Origin of the sequence: Burkholderia sp. AU33545 (assembly GCF_020419685.1) — a bacterium.
GTDB lineage: Bacteria > Pseudomonadota > Gammaproteobacteria > Burkholderiales > Burkholderiaceae > Burkholderia > Burkholderia diffusa.
In genome coordinates this window covers 1-24,388 of the sequence record NZ_JAIZRQ010000015.1, presented here as the reverse complement: position 1 = coordinate 24,388, position 24,388 = coordinate 1, and the positions used below count along the sequence as shown (strand labels likewise).

The following is a 24,388-nucleotide window of genomic DNA, read 5'->3' as shown; positions in this document are numbered from 1 at the left end:
CTGGAAAAGGCCCCATTCGAGCCTGGCGGATCAGACGCCGGATGAGGCATACTTCGCGACGCTGCCTGCGATCAAATCGGCAGCATGATTGCCTCGGCCGCTCCACTTAAAAATCTCAGAAAACTGTTCGAACGAGTGAGGCCACCTCTGTGCCGGTCTATGGGTTGAATCGCCTGATCGCCACCAAACTGCAGCAGCGCCGGGACCGGAAAGGAATCGCCGCAAAAAAGCGGTCGGCGGCGAAATCCACGTTGCCTGAATGGCTTGAACGCGGTGTCACGCGCGTGTTGATGATCGCCATGGGGGCGGCGTTTAGCGTGATTGCCTTTCTCCTGTTGCAGGTATACGCGGAGTCGAATGGCGTGGATGCTGCGCGGGAGCAGCGCCAGGCGATGACGTCGTGTGATCCGGCGCAGTTGCCGGTTCCAAAGTACAAGCCGGTATTGATCGAACGCGCGATCGGTAGCGCGACCATGCGCTACGCTGGCTTTTCGATTACGTGCGCCAGCACCGGATGTGCGGTTTTCGACCCAGCCCGCCAGGTCGCCCAATTTGTACCCCGAGAGGGCGTGGTTCGGTTCGAAACGACAACCGTCAATCAAGTCTGCCATCCGGCATCCGCCAACCCGGCGTCGACTGATTCAGCACCGGCGGCCCCGCACTAAACCACTTCGCCGGAACCGGTACAACGGAAGGACATTTACACGTAGCAAGTAGTCCGCGCTCGAGCCGGAGAATCAGCAAAACTCCCGCGACGTCGTCGGCAGCGCACAGAGCAACTCGGTCCTGTCGACGAGCTTGCTCGCAATCAGATGCCGGACCTTTCCCTCTGCCTGTCATACGCCGTAGACGGCGAGTAGCGCGGCGCCGAGCGCCCTCCCTCCGGAACTTCTCCAGCAGGCCGTTGGCCGTGCCCGGGCGTTGACGCACCGTCGCCAGGCCGCATGGGCGAGCGAGCTGCCCGCTACGCAGCGTCACCAACTGGTCGGCGGGTTGCAGGCGATCGCGCAGCAGCGCAATCGGGTGCCGGCCGAGCGTGAAGCCCATGGCGTTGTAGTCCGTCACGATCTCCTTGCCTTCGGACGCCTGCGGCAGCGCCGGCACCGCGTCGTCGCGCTCGGTGCCGCGCAGGAGATCGCGATCGGGCACGGCCGCGGCCGCCAGCCAGAGCGCGGCACGCCGGTTGCCGCCGGCGAGCGAGCGCAGCGCGTTCGCGCGCGCGAGCACCTGCAGGTCGTGCCGGTCGAGCTGCGCCCGCCGCGCGAGATCCGCGACGTCGACGAACTGGCGCACCGCGCGCGCGAGCTCGATGCGGCCGGCCAGCCGAGCAGCTGGCCGCGAACCCTGCCCTCCGCTGATTGAGGGGTGCCTCGGGATCCAGACCGGCCTCTGCAAAACGCTGCAGCAGGTCCGCGTGTGAATCGAACCAGTGGTGTTGCTTCGCCACGCGGTCGACGATCGCCGGATCGACGCCTAGCGCCTTGCCGGCCTCGCGCAACGCGCTGCGCGGCCTGTACGTGGTGACGGCCGCCGTCAGCGCAGCGCGATCGCGCCCGTACTTGCGGTAGATGTACTGCATCACCTCTTCGCGCCGCGGATGCTCGAAATCGACGTCGATATGGTACCCGTTCCCGTTCTACCGATTTTCGCTCCGACAGTCCGCTGGTACCCAGGAGGTTACGCCGTCGTCGATACCTGGCGGCAAGCGGGTCGGCGTTCGACACACGAAATGCTGCAGCCACGACCAGCCAAGTCTCCTCCACGATTACCAGTACGGCCAGCGCGCTTGTTCAAGCGTGTGTCGCGAGGATCCCGGTCAAAAAATCCGGTTCCGTCCACGACGGGCTCCCGGGCCAAGGCGGTCACCCAAGAAAACCGAGCGTAACGCGGCGCCCCGAAAGCTTACAAGCTCCGTCGACCTCATCGCACCAAGACGGTTTGTTCTCGCCTACGCGGGAGGGGAGACTTTTGTACATGTCGATGGGATGAGTCAGGTCGGACTGTCAGATTCTGTCAAATCTAAGACCTTTCCTATTCGGAGCCTTCGCGATCAAGCGTTCGTCCCATATTCAGATCCGGAAGCAATTTGTAAAATATGCTTCAGGTAATCTATTTTTTCGTTCGCCACCGTGAAATCTAGGTTTTAGTGTTCGAGGTAAATCGCGGTACTTCGAGAGTAGGTGTCCATTTATAATGAAAGAATTCGGAGTAAGGACAATCTTTGCCAACGATAGGCCATTGACTCTGGCGGGCATGGAGTGTCTCGCTAGAAATACAAACGCTATCGAACTCGTCAAGGTATGCAGAACCCCAGATTGTCTAATCGAGTCATTGTCCCGTATGCAGTGTGATGTTGCTCTGGTGGATTATGCGATGCGCGGCGAGGGGAAAATGGAAGGGCTCGCATTACTCGGGTATTTACGGCGCAACTTTTCGAAGGTTGGGGTTGTTGCACTGGTCTCCCATGAGAATCCGGTGATAATCCGATCGATTGTCGATTGCGGTGTCGCGTGCATCGTCAGCAAGTTCGACGACGTTGGCCATATTGTCACTGCTATTCATTCTTGCTTCGGTTGCGGGAACTATTTGTCGCCTTTGATCAAGCGTTCGCTTGAATTTGTCGAAAGCGACGGAAACAATCGTGCGTCGACATTATCGCCACGCGAGATTGAGGTTATCCGGCTATATCTGTCCGGGTTGACAATCACGCAGATGGCACAGAAATTGCAAAAAAGCAAGAAGACGATCAGTGCGCAGAGGATCAACGCGATGAAGAAGTTGGGTGTGGAAAGCGACGTCGAGCTGATCCGGTGTGCGACGTGTCTTGATCTGATCGATGACGGAAGCGCGAACCGATTCAAACTTCAGTGATTCAGATTTTGACCTGCCGGAGGTCCATGTTCGATCTTCATATCCCTAGAACCAATGACTGGACGGAATTCTAATCGGGAAATGCGTTGCGATAGCCGGCCGTCCTGAAGCGGCGGCTCTCGCCTCGGGCCAGTGAAAACGCTCAGTCGAGCAGTCTACGTGTTCCGTTTGCCGTGCCGGATTCGCAGCGCGGGAGATGCGGGCGCGCCGCGAAAGCCTGTGAATCCGCCTGATAAACCTTGAATTAATACGTAATGCAAAATATAGGTGAATGGAAACGCCGTACGTATGCGAAATGTCTGATTGCTGCCTCCATGTCGGTCGCCGCGTCGGTCGCCAGCGCGAATATGCTCGTCTATCCGATGGCTGCGTCGATCGGGGCGGCAACCGGGTTGGCTGCAGAGTTGCGCATTTATTCTAAATCCGATCAGACGCAGTACGTGAAGGTGATCGCGAAGCACGTGATCGATCCGGCGACTGACCACGAGCGCGAAGAAAGCAGCATGAGCTCTGGCGAAGACGCGATCGTGATCTCGCCGGCCAAGTTCGCGTTGCCGGCGGGTGGCACGCGGCTCGTGCGAGTAATCCCGCTGGGCGTGCCGCAGAAGGAGGTGCTGTATCGCGTCTACTTGCAGCCGGTGGCGGCGCCATCCGACGACGACTCCGAGGTGAAGGGTGATGTGTCCGGCAAGGTGGACTTCAGCCTCGTCTGGGCACCGCTCATTCGTGTTTTACCGAAGACCCCCGTGCCTGATTTCGACGTGTCGAATGGCACGCTGACGAATACCGGCAACGTCCGCATCGGTTTGCTCGAAGCTGGTGCATGCCAGTCCGAGAAGAACGATGCTGCTTGCCAGTGGACGAAATTTGACCGCAGCGTCTACCCGGACCAGCAGTACAGGCTAGAAGGGCTGCATTCCGCACCGTATGTGCGAATCCGATATCGAGTTGAGGGAGTGGCGGATGTACAGCAGAAGGTTGTGCCCTCGCATTCCGTCGACGCGATGAACGCGCCGAGCGCGCATAACCAGACCCGAACGGGTCTTATCATTGCTTTAATTAATCAATAGGACTAACCCATGCTGAAATACGTTCCGATCGCTGCCGCGGCGCTGATGTCGGTGTCGGCCTACGCCGTCCAGAAAGACATTACGGTCACCGCCAACGTGGACACGACGCTCGAAATGCTGTCGGCGGATGGCTCAACACTGCCGACGACCATGCAGATGCAATATCTGCCGGGCACGGGTCTGCAGGCCGCTGTAGTGAACACGAAGATCTTCACGAACGACAAGGCGAAGGATTTGCAGATCCGTCTCGCGACCGCTCCGTCGCTGAAGAACCAGACGAGCCCGGGTGCGGCGGAAATCCCGCTTGCGGTCAAGCTGGGCGACACCGAGTTGAGCACTACGGCGGCGACGCTGAAGACCGCGGATCTGTTCCCGGGCGAACTGGCGCAGGGCTCTAACGTGCTGCCGCTGTCGATCGGCCAGAAGACCGTCGCAGCCGTCACGGCTTCGGGCAGCTACCAGGGGCTTGTCAGCGTGATCGTCACGCAGAGTGCGGCATCGGGCAGCTAAGCCTTCGTTGTATCGACTGGCGCGCCCGAACGGCGCACCAGTTATTCAATAGTAGTCCTTAGCAATTAATCCGTGTTCCCGCATGATCCCATTTAATCTTAAGAAGACCGTCGTCGCATGCCTGAGCGTTCTGTGCGTGACGGACATCGTGTCCGTCGCACAGGCCGCTTCGGCCGTGCCGCCGGGATTCGAGGACATCATTGCGGGACACGACGAACGCGTCAACGTCAGTTTTCTCGGCAAGTCGCTCGGCTTGTTCCGCGTCTTTGTGACGCTGGATACGGTGCGTTTCGACGATCCCGGGCGCGTGTTGCAGGCGCTCGGCTCGCAGGTGAAGCCGGTGGCGGACATGTCGACGATCGGCGACGCGCTGTCGAAGCCGATGGCGCGCAACGGCAACCTCGCCTGCGCGGGGCAGGCGGGCGTGAATGGCTGCGGGTACGTCGACACGGACAGTGCGGCCGTGATCTACGACGAAAGCGACGGCAACATCGAGCTGTTCCTGTCACGCGAATGGGTGAGCACCGAAGCGCGCGACCAGCGGTTTCGCGAGCCGTCGCCGCTGACGGAAAACGCGCTCATCCATCAGCAGACGATCAACCTGTCGGGCGGGCGCGGCTACGAAAGCGTGTCCGTATCCGGCACGGGTGCGCTCGGCATCACGCCGAAGAGCTTCATCGGCGGCAACTGGAGTTTTTCCCATACGGGCTATTCGAGGGGATCGGAGAGCCACGTCCAGCTTCAGGATCTCTATTACCGTCACGATCTCGGCACCGAGCACTACGCGCAGGCCGGCCGGATGGACAACCGCAACCTCGCGAGCGCGCTCGGCGGCAACTTCGGGTTCACGATGCTGCCGGTCGGCACGCTCGACGGCGTGCGCGTGGGCACGACGCTCGCCTATGTGAATCCGGAAGTCGCGCAGCAAGGCACGCCGGTCACGCTGCTGTTGCCGCGCGATTCGCGTATCGATGCGTATCGCGGGCAGGAGCTGCTGGGTACGATCTACATGAAGGCCGGCGTCAATGCACTCGATACGTCGCGCTTTCCGGAAGGCACCTATCCGCTGACGCTGCGCGTGTTCGAGAACGGCGTGCAGGTGCGCACGCAGACGACGCCGTTCACGAAGACCGGCGGCGGCATCAATTCGCGCACCGCGCAATGGTTCGCGCAGGCAGGCCGACCGTCCGACCGGGATGCACCCGACGGCATGGCCGCGGCAGCCGGTGTGCGGATTCCGCTGTTGCGGGAAATGGCGCTGACGAGCGGCATCGCGACTGTCGGCCAGCACGTGTACAACGAAACGGCGCTGGAGTGGCGCCATGCGTTTCCGCTGGGCGTGCTCTCCGCCGGCGGTTCGTTTTTCGTCGGCAACGACGGTTCGCGCGGCAACACGCAGCAGATTTCGTTCGCCGACGGCGTGTCGTGGAGCGTGTACCGCTACCAGATGCGCGGCGCGGCGTGCAATGGCCCGGCCGTGTCGTATCGCGACATTGGCTGTTATGACATGCTGAACGCGACCGTGTCGTTTCCGCTCGGAAGCTGGTCGGCAATGCTCGGCTACACGTACAACAAGAGCGTCGGGCGGTCGCGGGACTGGCAGTCGGACACGCCGGACCGTCCATGGTCAACGCCCGTGTTCCGTCAGGGAGACCAGGTGTCGCGCGCGCTGCAGGCATCGCTGTCGCGATCCGTCACGTGGCGCAAGATCAGCGCGAACCTGCGCATCGGCGCGTACGCGAACCGCAACACCGGTGCTCGCAGCGAGTACGGCGGCTATGTCGGCGTGACGCTGTCGATGGCGGAGCCCGCGATGCGACCCGGGAGCGCGTCCGCTTACACGTCGGCGGGCGTCGACGTGCGCACGGATCGCAACAGTACGACGACGAACTACACGCTCGACCGCAACTGGAACTGGCAGGGCGACACCTACCGGGAACTCGCGCTCGGCCTGTCGGGATACGGAACCGACAGCCTGACGGGCACCGCGCAAGGCCGCTGGAAGGGGCGCTACGGCGACGTTGCCGGGTCGGTCGCGAACAGCTACAGCCGCGACAGCGGCGGCAACAATCCGTCGGTGACGGCGAGCTATTCGTCGTCGTTCGCGGTGGCGCGACAGGGCGTATTCCTCGGCGCGTCCGCTTCACAGTCGGATCCGCTCGCGGGATTCGCTGTCAGGGTTGGCAAGCGCGACGATGCGAACGGCATGGCGGCCGAGGTGCGCAGCGATTCGAGCGCGCGGATCAAGGTCGGGTTCGGTCAGCGCGCGCTGCTGCCGGTGTCCGCCTTCACGCCCGTGACGACCGAAGTGAACGACGCCGGCGCGCAGGCGGCCGCGGGCGCGACGAGCGTGACCGAGGGACTCGGCAAGCGCACGCTGTTCATGGTGCCGGGGCAGCTCGCGCTGCGAGACGTCGACGCGAAGGTGACTTACACCTATGTCGGCCAGGCATTCTCGAAAGGCGGCATGCCGCTGTCGGACGGCGTGATTCTCAACGGCGCGATGCCGTTGATCGACAGTCAGGGCGGTTTTATTGCTGAACTGGACAATAAGGAAAGCGAACTGTTCGTCGTGGATGGTCCGACGCTGATGCGGTGCCCACTGCACGTGAAGCGTCAGCAGGACGTGCTGATGATGGTGGGCAAGGTGCGCTGCGAAGTGGCCGGGCCGGATGCGTTGCCGGAGTCGCTGCGCAAGCAGGCCCGCGTGCGCAAGCTGCTGGAGCATCGATACGTGATGTCGATGCGGGAGCGGGCCTCGGGCGTGGCCGACTCGTCGCAGTGACGCGCAGGGCGGGCGCCGGAAGGCGCAGTGCCTTGTCGCCCGCAACTCCGAAACCATAAGGAACAGCCATTCAAATGCTTCATATCAATCGAACTCGCCACCGGGCAATCGTCCTGGCGGCCATGCTGGGCGTGCTGTCGGTCGACGCATCAGCGGTCATGCAGCAGCCGGCAGGGCGTGACGATACGGCACAAGCCGATCGCGACCGTGGTATGCCGGTGGGCGACGTCGTGATCTTCGATGCGGCATCTGGGGGGTACGATTCGAGCGCCCCCGAAAAATGGGGGAGTAATTCGTGGACTTGCCAATCTTCCACTGACACGGCGACCGGTGCATGTCCGACCGCTCCGGTATGGGAAACGGCGGGTACGTCGACCGACATCAAGCTTTCGTTCAAGGAAGAGAAAACCGGGGCGACGGCTGTGCTGACCCTGCAGGGCGAAAAAGCATTCATACGTCAGCGGGATTGCAGCGGCAACATCGTCCCCACGGTCGTGTCGACTGGCCGAAGGCCGATTGAAATGGCGCGGGCCGCCGCCGTCGCGACTTGCAACGACATCATGTGGGACGGGCGTGCACTCTTCGTCAAGATTCCCGCCGCAGAGCTGAAGAAGCTCCCGTCCGGCGGAACGTGGAAGGGGAATCTGCGGCTGAACCTGAGACAGTGGAGCACGAGTGCGACCCCGACGCTCGGCATCTTCAGGGCGGCGATCACGCTGAACATCACCGACAAGAACAACATCCAGGTTTATCTGCCGGAGTTCACGAGCACGACGCCCACAGTCGACCTCAAGCTGCGGAAGCTGCCGAACGGCAGCCGGATGTCGGGCACTTCGAACGTCGACATGTGCCTGTATGATGGGTACAACTCGCAGAGCACGTGGTTCGACGTATCGGCGAGCGACGGTCTCACGATTGACCGCCGCGACAACGGCCAGTATTCAGTCCTGCTAGCATCCGACAAGAGCGGCGCGTACGAATCGCGCCTCGACTATACCGTGAGCCTGACGTACGCAGGGAAGAAGATCGCGCTACCGAACAACGAGACGGTGCGGCTCCAGGGGGTGAACAACAGCGCCGGCCGCTCGGTATCGTTGCCGGGCATTTCGGTGCCGGTCGTCTGCACCCCAACGCCGCTGACACTCGAGACGCCGGCATTCCAGTCAGTGTGGAAGCGTCCGGGCACATATAGCAACAAGCTGACGATCACCTTCACGCCGTCGTCGGCGAGTCTCTAAGCTTGCCCTGCGCTCAAAATATTACGTGCGAAACGTGCAAACCAAAGTCGAACATCGAAATGCCGCCAACATTATCGCCTCCATGGGAGCACGCGCACTTTGCAATGCATGACCCGGAGCAAAGCAAATCGGCGCGTGCCATCGGCCGTGTAGCCCGAACCGTTGTCGCTCAGCCACTCGATTTCGGACGCGGTATGCAGTTCGTTGCCAAACCGATTTTCCACTGCAGCCAGCATCACTCTCGCAGATGTCGCCGCTGTGGCCAGCTGTCGTAGCGGCCCAGCTCATCGCTTCGCGGTCGCAGCAGTCCAGCGCAAACGTCACTCGCAACGGTTCGACGTTGTCGCAGCGGAACTCGAAGCCATCCGAACACCATCGCTGGTTGCTGCGCGCCACGGCAACTTTGCCATCGTGCCGACGTTGCGGCCGAGGCGGAGTTGGACGACGTTGCATCATCAGACCATGAGTTCGCATGATGCGATAGACGCCCTTCGCATTGAACGGCACCAAGTCCGGCAGCAATGCGTTCATTGCGCAGCGAGCCCCAAGCCCGGCGATAGCCGTAGCTGGGCAAATCGCCGACGACCCGGCGGATTTCCTCAACCACGCTCACATCGTCGGTCTGCCGCGATTGACGGCCATCGCGCCACGTCGTCGGACGCGACAGTCGTGCCGATACGTTCGAGCGCGACACGCCGAGAACTTCACAAACCAGCTTCACTGGTCGTCTATATGAACGTCTCCCGTTTGTGCAGGTTTTCTTGTGCGTTGACGGACAGGATGGGTTGCAGCTCTATATCTGGCCTTTTTGCAGCCGGTACTGCCTCTGCGGGCCCCGATGAAATCCGCTGACTCGTGCCTCATTCCTCCGACGAGCTCAAGACTCTACGACCAGTTCAGGCTTGGCGAGTCACGGTCCTACCTGGTTCGTCATCACATGCAAAACGCCCGCGCAACCTCTCGACGGTTCTTCCCCTAAAAACGTTGATCTTCTACGCGGTGCGGCCAGTCATGCCGGCTTGACGCTGACGTGGGCCTTCTCGTACTGCCTCTCGTGTGCAAGCACTGCCCAAATCGTTCGTGCCATTTTGTTGGCCAACGCAACGATCACGACATTCGGCGGCTGCCGCTTTCTGATCTGGTCAATCCATAGACCGGGATCTTTTTCGTTTGCCAACACACTGCGTGCACCGTGAATCATCAGCGTACGCAGATATCGGTCACCTCTCTTGCTGATGCCGAGCAGCCGGACCTTGACGCCAGTTCCGAACTGCGCGGGAACGAGGCCCAGCCATGCCGCGAATTCTCGGCCGGACCGAAACGCTTTGGGATCGCCCATCGATGCCACGGCAGCAGTAGCGGTCAGAAACCCAACGCCGGGGATTTCGGCAATCGTTCTACAGGCTGGGTTTTCATGCAGCCACGCGCGGAGTCGCTGCTCGATGAGGGTAATCTGTTTGTCGATATCGACAAGGCGTTGCCATTGTTCCCGCAGGGAATCGATCAAGACCCGCGGCAGACGCAATTCGATGCGTAGCAGCAGGTCGGGCATAGCGCGATTCATTGCTGCGCGTCCGACGCCCATGACCTCTCCGTACTCGCCGAGCAAGCCTCTCAGACAGTTAGATTGAGAGCGCCGAAATATAACAAGTTGCTGTCGAATACCATGCAGCGCCAGAACCGCTTGCTGGGCCTCGGTCTTCACCGGGACGGTTTTCACGCCTGGATGTCGTGCTGCCGCCCAGATTGCGCGAGCGTCGGCGACATCGTCTTTGTTTCCTGTCACGAACGCTTTGACCAGTTTGCCTGGCATCAATTTGACCTGGTGGCCGGGCTCCGTGAGACGGCGTGCCCAGTTCTGTGAGCCGCCGCATGCCTCCATGCCAATGAGACGGGGCTCGCGATTGGCGAAGTGCTCGAGAAAATCGCTGCGGCGTAGTTGCTTGTCGAACACCTCGCCGGTGCCCGCAGCGATCCAGTGCAGTTGGAAGACCCGCTTGGCGATGTCGACGCCTACGACTGTCGGTTCCATTTGCGTTCTCCTGGTTGAACGACGCCTCATTAAGCGATGAGGAGGCGTCCATACCATTTTTGCCGAGCATCCGCTGCAGCTCGCGGATCTGTTTGGGTGCGTCGGCAAGCTCCGATGCCGGGACCACTTCCTCTCCAGCCTTGACCGCCGACAGACTCCCGTCCCGGTACAGCTTTGGCCAATTGAACAACTGGTTCGGGTTCACGCCGTGCTGGCGCGCGACCTCTCTGGAGCGGACTCTACATCGTCACCGTTCCGGGGTAAGGAAAGTTATTGAGATATACTGCTTGAGTAATACATCTCGAATCAACCCAATATGGCGTGAACGCGCGCCTCATTCCTGAACGCGGCTGCAAGATGGACGAATTTTCGGTTCGAGTAATTGTCGCGGACGACCATCCGGTGTCGGGGTATGGCATCGCACAGGGATTGACAGGTATGCCGACGATCGAAGTCGTCGCTGTCGTGTCGGACACAACCGCACTGATCGACCGGCTGGACGCGACGTCGTGTGACGTGCTCGTGCTCGACTACGTGATGCCGGTCGGGCAATTTGGCGACGGCCAGTCGCTGATCGCTTTCCTGATGCGACGCCACCCGCAATTGCGAATCGTGACGGTGACTATGCTCAATTCCGCCGCGGTCTTTCGCGCGCTGCAGCAACTCGGCGTCCACTGCATTGCAAGCAAATCCGACGCGATCTCGCACATGGTCGCCGCCGTGCACGCTGCTTACTCGAACGGCCACTATTTGTCGCCGACGATCGCGTCGCTTCTCGAACACACGGCTACCGGCGCCGTGGCCACACTAACGAAACGGGAGTCGGAGATCGTCCGGCTGTTCCGCGAAGGCTATAAGGTTACCGAAATCGCTGACAGGCTCCGTCGAAGCAAGAAGACCATCAGCGCACAGAAACTAGCCGCTATGCGCAAGCTCGGCATCACGCGCGATGCCGACCTGATCAAGTACGAGGGCACGCTCGATTCGTCGGAAAGCGACGATCGTCGGTCGACCGACTGAGCCACACCGGAATGCCCGGGCTCCGCGAATGGTTGTACCGTCCGAATCGTCCTGCGATGCGCAGACAATTCGATCCGCACTGGATGCGCGGGTATCAGCGCCGGCTGCTGTACGGCGGCGGGGCGGTGCTCGGCATTTTCATGCTGGCGTGCGCAGGCGCGGTTGCGCGTAGCGAATTCGGCGATTATCAGGCCGCGCTGCGCGCGCACTTCCTCACAGTCAAGTCGCAACTGCTGGTGCGCATGTCGGAAAACAGCGCGGTGCTGAAGCAACAAGTGGCAACGGTGCAAGGTGGATGGAACGAGCGCGCGCGCCCGACTCCACAGATCGAGCGAGCGTTTGCCGAGCAACGCGGCTTGCTGATGCACGATGAGTACGAATTGAACCGTGCCTATGCATTGAAGGCCATCGTCGATCCCGCGCATCACGCGAGCGATTATGGGCCGTTGCTCGCGTTGAGCGAACGGGTGTTCGAGAGCAGCAGGTGGATGATGAGAACGCAACCGCTGACGAACGCCGTGTACATGATCGGTGCCGACGGTCGCTTCGTCACATTGTCGCTGTACGTCACGTCCCGTTCGGCGCTGCCGCCGGCGCAGGCTGCGCAACTGCCGTTGCAGCTGCCGCAGGCGTGGCCAGACGTTGCGGCAATGGTGCGCGCAGCGGCAGCTTACCCGGCGCATGTGCCCGATGGCGTACTCTGGATGCCACCGCGCGCGGGTGTCATCACGGGGGAGCAGCGGCTGCGCATTGCATCCTGGGCGTTCGATGGCCGTGGCAGGCCAATCGTGCTGATCGTCCAGACGCTACCTCCCGAACGCCTTATGAACGATCTTGACGACGATTCGCATGGTGGTGCATTCGCGATCGTCGATCGCGCCGGGAATATCATCCTGTCGGCGGCAGGGCACGCCGACGTGACGCGCCTCGCGCAGGCACCGTCCGGCGATTACGTGAAAGACATCGAGCACCTGTTTCGCGACGGGCGTTTCGTGATCCGCGATGCTATTCCGGGGACGCACTGGGCGCTGGTCTACGTCTATTCGATACAGACCATGTTGCGTGGCGTCGAGGCCCGCCTGTTCAAGATTGCCGGTGTGGCGCTGCTTGGTCTGGCGTTGCTGTGGTGCGGGATCGTGCTGGTCAACCGGCGCATTCTCGCGCCGGCCTACCGCAGCGCCGCGCGGCTAAAGGAAAGCGAGCAGCTCAACCGCACGCTGATCCGCGCGGCACCGATCGGTCTTTCGCTGCTCGGCGAGGGGGATGGCGCGGTTCTGCTGCGCAACCAAGCGATGGCTCGCTACGAGACCGGCGTGGCTGGCGAGCCGCTGTCGCTGCGGATCTGGCGAACGTTCATGCAATCGCACGATGCGCAGTCGCCGGCGCGGCGGCGAGCGATTGCGGGCTACGAGGTCGCCCTCACGGATGTGACGGGCGGCGCTGATGAGACGCATCTGCTCGTCAACGTCGCGCGCGTCAGATATCGCGGAGCGAATGTATTGCTCGCGACCGTCAACGACATCACCGCGCGCAAGCTGGCCGAGCAGTCGCTCGTCGAAGCCCAACAAGCGGCTGACCAGGCGAACCGGGCAAAGTCGGTTTTCCTCGCGACGATGAGCCACGAAATCCGCACGCCGCTCAATGCGGTGATAGGTAATCTTGAACTGATGAAGCGCGGCCCGCTTGCCGATACGCAGCGCAGACGCCTGCAGATTGTGGATTCGTCCTCGTCTGCGCTGCTGCATATCCTCAACGACGTGCTGGACCTTTCGAAAGTCGAGGCCGGGCAACTGCGCATCGATGCGGTGCCGTTCGATTGCGCGACACTGCTGGGCGAAGTCGCAGAATCGTTCCGGCCCCTAGCAACGGCGAGGGGGCTGCGCCTCGGTTGTGATATCGCCCCGGACATGGAGCGTTACCGGACCGGCGATCCGATCCGGATCCGCCAGGTCGTCGCGAATCTGATCGGCAATGCGATCAAGTTTACGGAGACGGGCAGCGTGACGCTTTGCGCGGGCGGCCGCGATGTCGTCGAAATACGAGTAATCGATACGGGGATCGGTATCCCATTGTCGGCGCAGTCGGCGATCTTCGAACTTTACCAGCAGGCCGACGACTCGATCCGTCGGCAATATGGCGGCACGGGCATTGGTCTTGCACTTTGCCGGAGGCTCGTCGCGGCGATGGGGGGCGAAATTGCGGTGCGCAGTACGCCGGGCGAGGGTAGCGAGTTCTGCGTTCGCATCCCGTTGCCGATGACCGACGACGTGGTGGCCTGCGATCTCCATGGCGATGCGGACCACGATCCGCTCGACCCGGCCCCGCTCACGGGGGACGGCGACGTGCCGTTGCGCGTGCTTGCCGTCGAGGATCATTCGGCGAGCCAACTTCTGCTCGCAGACCAGCTCCGCGAGCTGGGCACTGATGCGACGATCGTCGAAAGCGGCGGGCAGGCGTTGGCATCGCTCGCTGGAGGCCGCTTCGACGTGGTGCTGACCGATCTCGGTTTGCCCGACACGGACGGCTGGAGACTCGCGGCCGCGATTCGTGAACGCGACGCGCAATTGCCCATCATAGCGATGACGGCGCATGCGGGGCCGGGCGACAAAAAGCGCTGCATGGATGTCGGAATACGTGCGCTGCTGCCGAAGCCCGTGTTGATGCAGGCACTGGCGCGCGCGCTTCGCGTACAAGTTGGCGGCGGATTTGAGAGTGCTGCTGGCGATCGGTTCACGATGCCGAAAACCGTGGTGGCTGCGATGCGTCGGGTTACGCTGGCGTCATTCGAGTCGATCGATCGCGCGCTGGCCGGACGCGATACGGAGACGGTCGCGCGCGAGCTGCATGCGCTGAGTGGTGGCTTCCTGGCGGTCGGGCACGGCGTTCTCGCGGAGCTGTCCAACGGGTTGCAACAGGTTGTGCGCGACGAGGGCCTCGACGTGTTCGCCGAATTGTGGCCCGCGCTGCATGCCGAGTTTACCGATACGCTCGACGCACTGAGGGCGGACGACGTGCCGGCCCCCTGAGGACACTATTTGGCGCGCCTCTGCACCTAACGAATGTGGCAGGGTATCGCCTCAGGGAGGAAAGCTTACTATATGCACTGCGGATCAATGGGAGCTCTGCAGTACTTGAGGTATCCCCACCCGTGGCAGAGCTGCTTACGTTCTATGTCGTTCGATACCTATGCAAACGATCGATCGCCGTTGACGCGCTCCCCGCGTTTAGTACGGTGATGGTGTAGAGTCCGTTCCAGAGAGGAATGACCTGCCCCCTACAAACAGGGCCAGCCGGAGTCTAGTAAAGTTCGTCTTTGAACGGTCCCGGTTTTCAGTGCCAAAGGCAATGTTAGTCTTCGGCGTTCTGTTGGTCCGTCAGTTGGGCCTGCAGGCCCAACTGACGGACGTATTCGGCAGGCGGCACTTCACCGAGAGCCCTGTGAGGCCGACTCTCGTTGTATTCGACCCGCCATCGTTCAATCTGCTCCCTGGCATCGGCCAGCGATGTGAACCAGTGCACGTTCAGGCATTCATCGCGTAGCGTGCCGTTGAACGACTCTACGAATGCGTTATCCGTTGGCTTGCCGGGCCGGCTGAAGGCAATCTCAACCTTGTGATGGTAAGCCCACAGGTCCATCACCTGACTCGTAAATTCCGAGCCGTTGTCACAAAACAGCGTGCGGGGCGCTCCGCGTTTGCTCCTCAGTTCATCCAGTGCACGCACGACATCTGAAGCGCTCAATCGCTGACCAACATCGATGGCTAGTGCTTCGCGCGTAAAGACGTCGATGATGGTCAGCGCGCGGAACCTCTGGCCGTTCGAAAGCTGGTCGGCGACGAAGTCCAAGCTCCACGCCTGATTTGCCGCCGTCGACTTTGCACGTGCCGGGCGGCTCATCTGCGCACGTCGCTTGCGATTTGGTCTGTAGCGCAGCGACAGCCCTTCCTCACGATACAGACGGTACAGCCGATTTTTGCTGACCTGATAGCCCTCCCGTAGCAGCAGCACGCGTATCTTGCGGTAACCATAGCGCACCCGCGTCGCCGCGATTTCACACATGCGCTGCCGCAATGCAGTCTGCGGGTCGCGGTGGCTGCGATACTGGTACACCGAGCGCGATATGGCCACCAGGCGGCAGGCACGCCGCTCTGCTACTCCATAGGCGGACTTTAGATAATCCACGACGTGGCGCCTTGGCGAGGACTTCACCACTTTTTTTTCAATACGTCGGTCAGCATCGCCTTGTCCAACGTCAGCTCCGCGACCACCTTCTTCAGTTGGGCGTTCTCGTCTTGAAGCTGCTTGAACTGTCGCACCTGGTCCGTCTGCAAACCGGCATACACCTTCTTCCAGCGATAGAAGGTTTGCTCCGAAATGCCCACGTGACGAGTCAGTTCCGCTACCGGCATGCCTGCTTCGGCCTGTTTCAACACCGCCACAATCTGCTCGACACTGAAGCGCTTGCGTTTCATCGTACGGCTCCTTTCATACTGAAAAAGTCCGCCGAAAACTCGCTTACATCATGGCACTGTTTACTGGGGGCCGCTCAGGTTTGGCCCAGTTCTTGGCCCGCCCCAACGGCGCGAATCGATGATGAATCGACAGCGGCTCGCTAGAAGTCGATCTGGTCCGCTGCTCGCAGCTTCGCCAGCTGCAGTTCGTGCAAGCGGTCCCACACGCCTGCTGCCTGCCAATCGCGTAGCCGTCGCCAACACGTCACGCCCGAGCCGCACCCCATCTCGGCGGGCAGGTCGCGCCAGCGCAGTCCCGTCTAGAGAACGAACAGGAGGCCAGTCAGCGCGGTGCGATTCGAAACAGGCAGGCGGCCCGGATTCTTCTCGCGCCGCGGCTTGGCTGGCGGCAGTAACGGCTCGATCAGTGTCCACAATTCATCGTCGATGATCGGCTTGCCCATCTCCTCGGCCTCGGTTGTTCCGATGCCTGAGGCTAACAGCTCGCCGCACAAGTTAACAGCACCAAACAGCCTTTTTCAAACCGTCTCTAAAGCTTCAAGTGAAATGTCAAAGCTGGTTAGATATGAGATTGCCTTATGGAGGTAGGTCGATAGTCAAGACAAGTCTCATAGATATAGATCGTCGCGATCACGATAATGTGCGGGCCTTTTCAAGAAAGGTAAATATAGGAATCGCATGAAGTACGAGTCCTTATATTTCAAAAGCACGGGGTGTCGGAACCCCGCGATTCGTGGTGTCGTGCATAACGGCACAACGAAAACCGCGGGCGGAAATGTGCTTCGTAAAATCAATTTGTCCGCTCAGAAATTCAACTATGAAAATTGCAACGCGCATGAAAATCCTCTCCATGATGCTCGCCTCCATTGGCATCGCTGCGGCGTCAGCGGCCTATGCTTCCGATGGCACGATCACGATCAACGGCAGCGTGGTCGCCTCGACCTGCACAATCAACGGTGGCCAAGGTGACGTGACAGTGAATTTGCCCACCGTCGCTACTACTGCGCTCGCCTCGCCTGGCACAGTGGCAGGCCGTACCCCGTTCACGCTGGCGCTGACGAACTGTACAACCGGGAACGGTAGTCCGACCAAGGTCGGCGTGGCGTTCGAAGCGGGCGCAAACGTTGATCTCACCACGGGCAGGCTTAAGCTGAATGCTGGCTCGGAAGCCGCGCCGGCAGCCTCCAATGTGCAGATCAATGTCCTGAACGATCAGCAACAGCCGATCAAGGTCGGCTTCCAAGGCGATCAAGGTTCCCAGATGGTCGCGATTGGCAACGACGGCAGCGCGACGCTTAACTATTTTGCCGAGTACTACGCGACCGGCGCTGTGACGGCGGGTGCCGCGAACTCGAAGGTTCAGTACTCGCTGACCTACCAATAAGGCATTACGGAGGTCTTTCATCGAAAGGCCTCCTTGTGGACTCGCCCGCTGACCTTCGTTTTTTGTCGCAGGGCGCGTCGAATCCAGTAATTGTCATCGATTCCCACACGCCATGAACATACTGAAAACGCTTAAGGCATTTGCCTTGATTGGCGCGGTGCTTGCCGCACACGCACACGCCAGTGTCGTGATCTCGGGAACCCGCGTAATTTTCCCGGCTCATGAACGTGAAGTGACGATTAAGATAACAAACGAAGGTAAGAAACCCGTACTTATCCAGTCCTGGCTCGACAAGGGCAACGAAAGAGAATCGCCGGACAATATTGATGTGCCATTCACGCTGACTCCGACAATGTTCCGAATGGAACCCGGCAAGGGACAGACATTGCGCCTGATCTACACGAAAGAGCCGTTGCCGATGGACAGGGAAAGCCTGTTCTGGCTCAACGTGCTCGAAATTCCTCCGAAGGCAACCGCGAGCAACGATGGCAACAAGGTCCAGGTGGCCTTTCGTTCGCGTATCAAGGTAATGTTCCGCCCCGATGAATTGCCGGGCAGCGCCGCCGCCGCGCACACGCAGGTGAGGTGGGAGGCGGTGCGAGAAAAGGGCAAATTCGCGTTGAAGGCGACCAACCCGACGGCCTATGTCGTGAACTACGGCAGCGTTGCACTTATGTCGGGCGACCGGAAATACGATGCACGAATGGGTTTTGTCCTGCCAGGCAGTACGCAATTGTTTCCGCTGGATGGCCTGACGTCGGCTCCCTCAGCTGACGCCACGATTGAATATTCCACCATCGACGATTGGGGCGCTAGCCACGACGGGCATAAGCCTCTCTCCCTTCACGAATAGCGAGTCGCGCGAACGGACAGCGCAATACGGTCACTACCGCTGTATTCGCACCCGGCCATGCAGCTCCGGCCGAGCGTGCCACCTCTGCATTCGCTTTTCCAACTGGATATGCCTCGCCGCTTGTGGGGCTTGGATGTGCTTTGTCACTTACTTTTTGCCGCTTTCGGCATTCGATCTCAACGAAGGAGTATTCGGGAATGACCGCGACCACGCGCCTGCATAGGGATGTCAGCGATGGGTTGCGCCTAAGGCAGCTGTGCGTGCTCGTGGCGTCGTCCCTCGGTGTGTGGCAAGGTGACGCGAACGCGCACGGCGTTGCCGCGCTCAACATGGCGCAGGTCGACTTCGACAGCGGCTTTCTCAGTAGCGGCAGTTCGCAGCAAGTCGACCTTTCGCGGTTTCGGCGCGGCAACGCCGTTTCGCCGGGCACATACAACATCGACCTCTACGTCGGTCAGGACTGGATCGGCCGTGTTGACGTGCCCTTCAATGCCGCCCCCGGAATGGCGGATGCGCAAGCTTGTTTCGACGAACAACTGTTGCGGCGCATCGGTTTCGACTTCACGAAGTTGCCCGCCGAAGTCGTTAAGCAGATTGTTATCGACCATGCGTGCCTGCGCATAGAGCAGGTTGTGCCGGAGGCGAGTGGGGCCTTCGATTTCACCGAACAACGGATGACGCTCAGCATCCCGCAGGCCTCGCTGAAACGCACTGCGCGCGGCTACGTGCCGCCCGATCAGTGGAGTGCCGGCGTCCCGGTCGCGATGATCGGCTACAACGCCAATCTCTATACGTTCAAGTCGCGCGGCACTCAGGCACAGACGCAAGGCTATGTTGGTCTAAATACCGGCTTCAACCTCGGAAATTGGCATTTCCGACACGACGGTACATACACGTGGGATGCGCGCGGCCGCAGTCAGTATCAGGATATCTCGACCTATGTGCAGCGAGACCTGCCATCGCTGTCATCGCAACTTGTCGTCGGTGAGACGTTTACGTCGGGCGAGCTGTTCGATTCGATCCAGTTTCGTGGCGTTCGGCTGTCCAGCGACGACAGGATGTTGCCTGAGTCGCTCCGCGGCTACGCGCCGGTTGTCCGCGGCGTTGCGAATAGCAACGCAAAGGTAACGATCAAGCAAAACGGTGTCACACTCTACGAAACCACCGTCGCGTCTGGTGCGTTCGAGATAAACGACCTGTATCCGACTGGATACGGTGGCGACCTGAAGGTCTATGTGACCGAGGCGGACGGTTCGGTCCACTCGTTCTCGATTCCCTATGCAGCGGTTCCTCTGTCACTGCGCCCCGGTATCAATCGCTACAGCTTTGTCGCGGGTGCCTTGCGCACGGAGGGGAGTTCGAGCAATCCGTTGTTCGCACAGGCTACCTGGCAGCGCGGCCTGACCAACTTGGTGACCGGGTACGGCGGCGTCACGATCGCGCAAGGCTATGCATCGGTAATGCTCGGTGCCGCTTTTAATACAGGTATCGGTGCATTCGGTGCCGACATCACGCAGGCGAGCACTGCGATTCCGGGAATGAAGCGCTTCAACGGTTCGAGCATGCGAGTAAGCTACTCCGAGTCGTTGCAGGCGACCGGAACGGATGTTGCACTTGCGGCGTACCGCTATTCGACGAGTGGCTTTTTTGGTCTAAACGATGCGATGCTCGCACGGGATGCTGCGCGCGAATATGGCACGATCTCGAACGTCTGGCACCAGCGGAACCGCGCATCGCTGACGCTCGGCCAGCAGCTGGGTGACAAGCGCGGCCAACTCAGCATAACTGCGTCGGCCGCCGATTACTGGAATAGGTCGGGGTCGGACATCAACTACTCCGCAGGCTACAGCAACAGCTTCCGCAATATTACGTACAACCTCTCGGCCACCCGGCAGCGCAGCATCGGAGGCCGGATGAGCACATTGGTTTACGCGAGCGTCTCAATCCCGCTTGACAAGGTTCGACCTATGACGTTGTCGGGGAACATCACCCACGATACGGATGGGAATACTCAGTTCCAGTCCACATTGTCCGGTTCACTAGGCGTGGACAACCAGTTGTCGTACAGCCTAACCGCGGATCGATCGTTTGGTCAGAACAATTCGACCACCAATGGAAGCGCCGCAGCGACATATCGCGGCTCGTTTGCCGAACTGAGCGCAAGCGTCGGGGGAAATGCAGGCAACCAGCAAGCGTCGCTCGGTGCGCGCGGTGCCATCGTCGTCCATCCTGGGGGTGTCACGCTGTCACAACCGTTGTCGGAAACGTTCGGGATCATCAAGGCGCCTGGCGCGGATGGCGCACGTGTCACGAACGCGTCGGGTGTGCGGGTGGACGAACGTGGTTATGCAATCGTGCCTTATCTGACACCGTACACCCTGAATACGATCGAACTCGATCCGAAAGGTCTGTCAACCGACGTCGAGCTAAAGGAAACCAGCCAGCAGGTCGCACCACTGGCCGGGGCGGTGCCGCTCCTGGAGTTCGCGACTGACACCGGCCGCTCCGCATTGATACAGGCCCGACGTAGCGACGGGACGCCGCTGCCGTTCGGCGCGGCGGTATTCGACGAGAATGGCAAAGATATCGGCGTAGTGGGCCAGGCAAGCAAAATCATTGCGCGTGGCCTGAACGAGAAAGGAGCGTTGACTGTGAAATGGGACGACGACAGCAACTCGATCTGTCAGATCGCCTATGAACTCCCGGTACGGAAGAAGGGCGATCGATCAAACGGCTACCAACAGTTCAAGGGTGTATGCAAGACCTCAGTGGTGTCGCGGGGCGCGGCTCGGTGAGACTTCCCATTGTGCCCAATGTGTGGCGGAAGCTGCGATTCGAAGATACTTAAGATATAGAGAGGGAAATTTGAAAGCATACGAGACTCTATCAACGAAACTGCTAATTGGCGTGGCGTGCATTTTTGCGATTCTGCCAGCTTCGGCATGGTCGGTTTGCAAAGTAGATACCAACGATGGATTGAGCTACTACACTGCGACAATGTCGGGATTCAACCCTCCTCCGTTTGATCCTAATTCGGTTCCAATTGGTGGTGTAATTTATTCGGCGACACTTACCAGTCGACAAATTACTAATAATAGGCTGTCTGGTGCGAGCGCCATTTGCCAGCCGACTATGGCCCATTGGTTGATAGGAAGCGGCACGCCGAACGGAAACATCTATCCGACTTCAGTAAAAAATATAGGAATAAGGCTCACTAATGCCGGTCACGTATTTCCATATAAAACATCAGTCAGTTTTGCCAACAGCGTGTTCTCTGAAAGTTTCAGTTTGAAACTCGAACTTATCAAGACTGGCGACATCACGGCTGGTGGTACGCTGAGCGGTTCTATTATGCAGGATCGCGCAGGCAGCGCGGACGGACAACTCATGCTTGACACAAGGTTCGCGTCCCCTGTCATCATCCAACCCCAGGTGCCGACCTGCAAGGTTGCGACACCGGACGTGATTGTGCCGATGGGCGCGGTTCTCGCATCGTCGTTTAAGGGCGTCGGTACGACATCGGTCCAGCGCCCATTCAACATCGCGCTAACTTGCTCGGGTGGGAAGGCCGGAACGTCAACTAACGCTTACGTGACACTCACCGATGCGACAGCGTCAGCCAATAGCTCGACGACGCTATCCCTGTCGAAGGACTCGACCGCGTCTGGGATCGGCGTCCAAATCATGAAGGACGGCGCGCCACTGGGCTTCGGACCAGATTCCACTGCCGTCGGCAACACGAATCAATGGTATGCAGGAAATATCGCGCAGGGCCAAGCGAATCTGACGATTCCGTTGAGCGCGCGCTATGTACAAACTGGGGCAACCGTTTCGCCGGGCAGCGCCAACGCACGGGCGACATTTACGTTCAGTTACCAGTAGGTGCGCGTCAATTTACGATTGCTCGCGTGGCCACAACGCTAAGAAACGGTTTCAAAGACGCTACGAGGTGCGCCGGAGGGTATTGCAGCAGATCAGGTAACAACCGAGTTTGAGGAACGCGCCGTGAATGTCAGCGCGGCGCTCGAAACGAAAGGCACGTGGTTATCTGTGGTTGAGTGAGGCTGGCCCAATTTCCGTCCCGGTCTTAGTTGGAAAATTCCGGCTCTTCGGGGCGGGCCAAATCGGCCCGATCGGTGCACTGGCGGGCGAATTCCGCCGGTGTCATCCGCTGCAGCGCAGAGTGAGGACGCGCCTCGTTATAGTACTCGCGCCAGACCTCGATTTTGCGTCTGGCGTCCTCGAGCGACAAGAACCAGTGTGCATTGAGGCATTCCAGTTGCCATCCATATTTGGCTGAATCTGTTTATTGGTTCTTGGTGACCTCCAATTCTTATATCTGCGGTACGTAGTCCGCAAATGAAGGTCTGCACCAGTGGGTGCGGGCCGATTCTGCAACTCATGACCGGGAAACTAGTAATGTCGCTTCGAATGGGTATTACATCGATCATCGCCGCGCTAACTTTGATGCTTCTCGCCGTCACAAACGCGTTCGCCCAATCCTCGAGCTTTGCGATCAATGGGTGGCCCAGCACGGGCACGATCTTGCAGGGCGGTAGTACCACGTACACAGCGGTTAACGTCGGCTCAAACGGGTTTTCTGGTTCCGTGCAGCTCAGCGTGTCTGGTCTTCCCACGGGTGCTACGGCTTCATTTTCTCCCCGATTGGTCAGCGGAGCATGGGCGGTCTCCGTTCTCACCGTGAATACCAGCGGAACGACGCCGGCGGGCGTTTATCCGCTGACGATCACCGGCGTCAGCGGTAACAACGTACAGACGGCCACCGTGCAGCTGGACGTACGCTCGGGCGTTAGCTTCACCCATCCTGGCATCCTGTTGGACACCTCCCACCTTCAGTCGATGGCGTCGAACGTGAATGCGAGCTATTCCCCATGGCAAAGCGCGTTCGTCAATGCCAGCAGGAGCCAGCTCGGGGCGCTAACTTACACGCCTTCGCCTCAAACCTCGGTCGATACTGGCAACAGCACGCAGACAGACGCGCTCATTAGCGATTCTCAAGCGGCATACACACAGGCACTGCTTTGGTATATCACGCGCAATACGGTTTATGCCGACAACGCTATCAAGATCATGAATGCGTGGGCATCCACGTTTGCCGGCGGTTTCAGTGGTAGCAACGCCATGAATGTTGCTTCGTGGACGGGCGACGTCTGGCCACGGGCGGCAGAGATCATCCGATACACGTATGTTGATGCGAATGGGAACAGCGTATGGGCTGCATCGGATATCAGCACCTTCAAGAATTTCCTGGCCACTTGGTATGTGCCGCTTGTCACGCCGGGCAGGTCGTTCGGATACTACGGCGGGAACCTGAACAGTTCCAGTGCCGCGGCGTCGATCAATATAGGCGTGTTCAACGATGATGCCCAAACCTTCCTTCGCGGAATCTGGATGTGGCGGAATACGCTCCCAGCGTACATCTACATGACCAATGATGGGCCGACGCCGGTGCCACCGATCAATTGGTCAACCGCCAACCGTACCGCCTCGAACCTCGGGACGCTGTGGTACAACCAAAGCCCGCTCGTTAACGGGCTGAGCCAGGAAACCTGCCGCGATCTGGGGCACGTTCGATGGGGTTTTGCCGCTCTTGCAAATGGCGCGGAGACCGCCTTTTTGCAGGGCTTCAACGTCTCCTCCGAAAGTACACTGGGCACGCCCAATACGTCTCGCCTGCAGGCGGGCCTCGAATTCAACGCCACGTATCTGAATGGTGCATCAGTACCGACCTGGCTTTGCTCCGGGAAAATCTCGCTCGGCAGCTCTGTAGCCACGGGAGAACTTGCCTATAACAATCTGGTGAATCGTTGGGGGCTGAGCTTGCCGCAGATGAATAAGTACCTGTCCGCCAATCGGCCTGCGGGGGCGAGCTATTTCATGAATTGGGAGACGCTCACGCATTTCAGCAACCCGTAGCTGATCTTACCGATCCAGACAGAGGTGGCCTCGCAAAATCGGACAGCCAGATAAGTGGAACGGCCGGGGCCTGAGCCAGCGATAATGCCGGCAAAGGAACCGAGGAAATGACGAAGAGAACCCGACGCACGCACTCAGCGGCGTTCAAAGCGAAGGTGGCGCTGGCAGCGGTCAAGGGCGAGCGCACGCTGGCCGAGCTGGCGCAGCAGTTCGATG

Annotated in this window: 15 protein-coding genes and 6 pseudogenes; 13 read left to right on the top strand and 8 right to left on the bottom strand. The window is 60.1% G+C overall.

The window, feature by feature from the left end; translation table 11 throughout:
* Window positions 1-164: 164 nt before the first annotated feature.
* Window positions 165-665 carry a hypothetical protein gene (locus LGM71_RS33070; protein ID WP_226118711.1) on the top strand — a complete coding sequence of 167 codons (501 nt, stop codon included), beginning with the start codon at window positions 165-167 and terminating at the stop codon, window positions 663-665.
* 72 nt (window positions 666-737) lie between these two features.
* On the opposite strand, the pseudogene LGM71_RS33065 reads toward LGM71_RS33070, so the two are convergent.
* Window positions 738-1,618 (bottom strand): annotated as a pseudogene (locus LGM71_RS33065) (hypothetical protein); the annotation flags it as partial.
* Between the two features lie 575 nt (window positions 1,619-2,193).
* On the opposite strand from LGM71_RS33065, the gene LGM71_RS33060 reads away from it, so the two are divergent.
* The 5 genes from LGM71_RS33060 to LGM71_RS33040 all read left to right on the top strand — a co-directional run bounded on the left by LGM71_RS33060 (window position 2,194) and on the right by LGM71_RS33040 (window position 8,474).
* Window positions 2,194-2,871, top strand: coding sequence for a response regulator transcription factor (locus LGM71_RS33060; RefSeq protein WP_226118710.1), 678 nt, complete (start codon window positions 2,194-2,196; stop codon window positions 2,869-2,871).
* A gap of 314 nt (window positions 2,872-3,185) precedes the next feature.
* The gene (locus LGM71_RS33055) at window positions 3,186-3,941 is read left to right on the top strand and encodes a fimbrial protein (RefSeq protein ID WP_319000409.1); all 756 of its coding nucleotides are present in this window, start codon (window positions 3,186-3,188) and stop codon (window positions 3,939-3,941) included.
* Window positions 3,942-3,950: 9 nt separating this feature from the next.
* A complete protein-coding gene (gene cblA, locus LGM71_RS33050; protein ID WP_226118707.1) occupies window positions 3,951-4,451 on the top strand; it encodes a cable pilus major pilin CblA in 501 nt (166 codons plus the stop codon).
* Window positions 4,452-4,533: 82 nt separating this feature from the next.
* Window positions 4,534-7,236: a cable pilus usher protein CblC gene (gene cblC / locus LGM71_RS33045; RefSeq protein WP_226118705.1), complete on the top strand. Its 2,703-nt coding sequence runs from the start codon at window positions 4,534-4,536 to the stop codon at window positions 7,234-7,236.
* A gap of 74 nt (window positions 7,237-7,310) precedes the next feature.
* Window positions 7,311-8,474, top strand: a complete 1,164-nt coding sequence (locus LGM71_RS33040) for a CfaE/CblD family pilus tip adhesin (RefSeq protein WP_226118703.1) — start codon at window positions 7,311-7,313, stop codon at window positions 8,472-8,474.
* A 119-nt stretch (window positions 8,475-8,593) separates the two neighbouring features.
* Here LGM71_RS33040 and LGM71_RS33035 read toward each other — a convergent pair.
* The 3 genes and pseudogenes from LGM71_RS33035 to LGM71_RS33025 form a co-directional block, all read right to left on the bottom strand.
* Window positions 8,594-9,201: pseudogene (locus LGM71_RS33035) on the bottom strand (DDE-type integrase/transposase/recombinase); the annotation flags it as partial.
* 282 nt (window positions 9,202-9,483) lie between these two features.
* Entirely contained in the window at window positions 9,484-10,506 is a 1,023-nt protein-coding gene (locus LGM71_RS33030) for an IS110 family transposase (RefSeq protein WP_226118702.1), read from the bottom strand.
* Window positions 10,507-10,552: 46 nt separating this feature from the next.
* Window positions 10,553-10,729, bottom strand: a pseudogene (locus LGM71_RS33025) (transposase); the annotation flags it as partial.
* 134 nt (window positions 10,730-10,863) lie between these two features.
* On the opposite strand from LGM71_RS33025, the gene LGM71_RS33020 reads away from it, so the two are divergent.
* Window positions 10,864-11,526, top strand: coding sequence for a response regulator (locus LGM71_RS33020; protein ID WP_226118712.1), 663 nt, complete (start codon window positions 10,864-10,866; stop codon window positions 11,524-11,526).
* A 56-nt stretch (window positions 11,527-11,582) separates the two neighbouring features.
* Window positions 11,583-14,552, top strand: a complete 2,970-nt coding sequence (locus tag LGM71_RS33015) for an ATP-binding protein (RefSeq protein WP_226118701.1) — start codon at window positions 11,583-11,585, stop codon at window positions 14,550-14,552.
* Window positions 14,553-14,874: 322 nt separating this feature from the next.
* Here LGM71_RS33015 and LGM71_RS33010 read toward each other — a convergent pair.
* Window positions 14,875-15,998, bottom strand: a protein-coding gene (locus LGM71_RS33010) for an IS3-like element ISBvi7 family transposase (RefSeq protein ID WP_226118697.1) whose coding sequence is annotated in 2 segments (ribosomal slippage) — window positions 14,875-15,737 and window positions 15,737-15,998 — 1,125 coding nt in all. Because the reading frame shifts where the segments join, the coding sequence is not laid out codon by codon here.
* Between the two features lie 143 nt (window positions 15,999-16,141).
* Window positions 16,142-16,441, bottom strand: a pseudogene (locus LGM71_RS33005) (transposase); the annotation flags it as partial.
* 392 nt (window positions 16,442-16,833) lie between these two features.
* Here LGM71_RS33005 and LGM71_RS33000 point away from each other — a divergent pair.
* The 4 genes from LGM71_RS33000 to LGM71_RS32985 all read left to right on the top strand — a co-directional run bounded on the left by LGM71_RS33000 (window position 16,834) and on the right by LGM71_RS32985 (window position 22,117).
* The gene (locus LGM71_RS33000; protein ID WP_226118695.1) at window positions 16,834-17,382 is read left to right on the top strand and encodes a fimbrial protein; all 549 of its coding nucleotides are present in this window, start codon (window positions 16,834-16,836) and stop codon (window positions 17,380-17,382) included.
* A gap of 112 nt (window positions 17,383-17,494) precedes the next feature.
* Window positions 17,495-18,235: a molecular chaperone gene (locus LGM71_RS32995; RefSeq protein WP_226118693.1), complete on the top strand. Its 741-nt coding sequence runs from the start codon at window positions 17,495-17,497 to the stop codon at window positions 18,233-18,235.
* Between the two features lie 197 nt (window positions 18,236-18,432).
* Entirely contained in the window at window positions 18,433-21,030 is a 2,598-nt protein-coding gene (locus LGM71_RS32990; RefSeq protein WP_226118691.1) for a fimbria/pilus outer membrane usher protein, read from the top strand.
* 70 nt (window positions 21,031-21,100) lie between these two features.
* A complete protein-coding gene (locus tag LGM71_RS32985) occupies window positions 21,101-22,117 on the top strand; it encodes a fimbrial protein (protein WP_226118689.1) in 1,017 nt (338 codons plus the stop codon).
* A 60-nt stretch (window positions 22,118-22,177) separates the two neighbouring features.
* On the opposite strand, the pseudogene LGM71_RS32980 reads toward LGM71_RS32985, so the two are convergent.
* Window positions 22,178-22,267, bottom strand: a pseudogene (locus LGM71_RS32980) (IS5/IS1182 family transposase); the annotation flags it as partial.
* A 55-nt stretch (window positions 22,268-22,322) separates the two neighbouring features.
* Window positions 22,323-22,511 (bottom strand): annotated as a pseudogene (locus tag LGM71_RS32975) (integrase core domain-containing protein); the annotation flags it as partial.
* A 143-nt stretch (window positions 22,512-22,654) separates the two neighbouring features.
* Between LGM71_RS32975 and LGM71_RS32970 the strand changes: the two are divergent.
* Window positions 22,655-24,172 (top strand): alginate lyase family protein, encoded by a 1,518-nt coding sequence (locus LGM71_RS32970; RefSeq protein WP_226118687.1) that lies wholly within the window; start codon window positions 22,655-22,657, stop codon window positions 24,170-24,172.
* Window positions 24,173-24,388 lie beyond the last annotated feature (216 nt).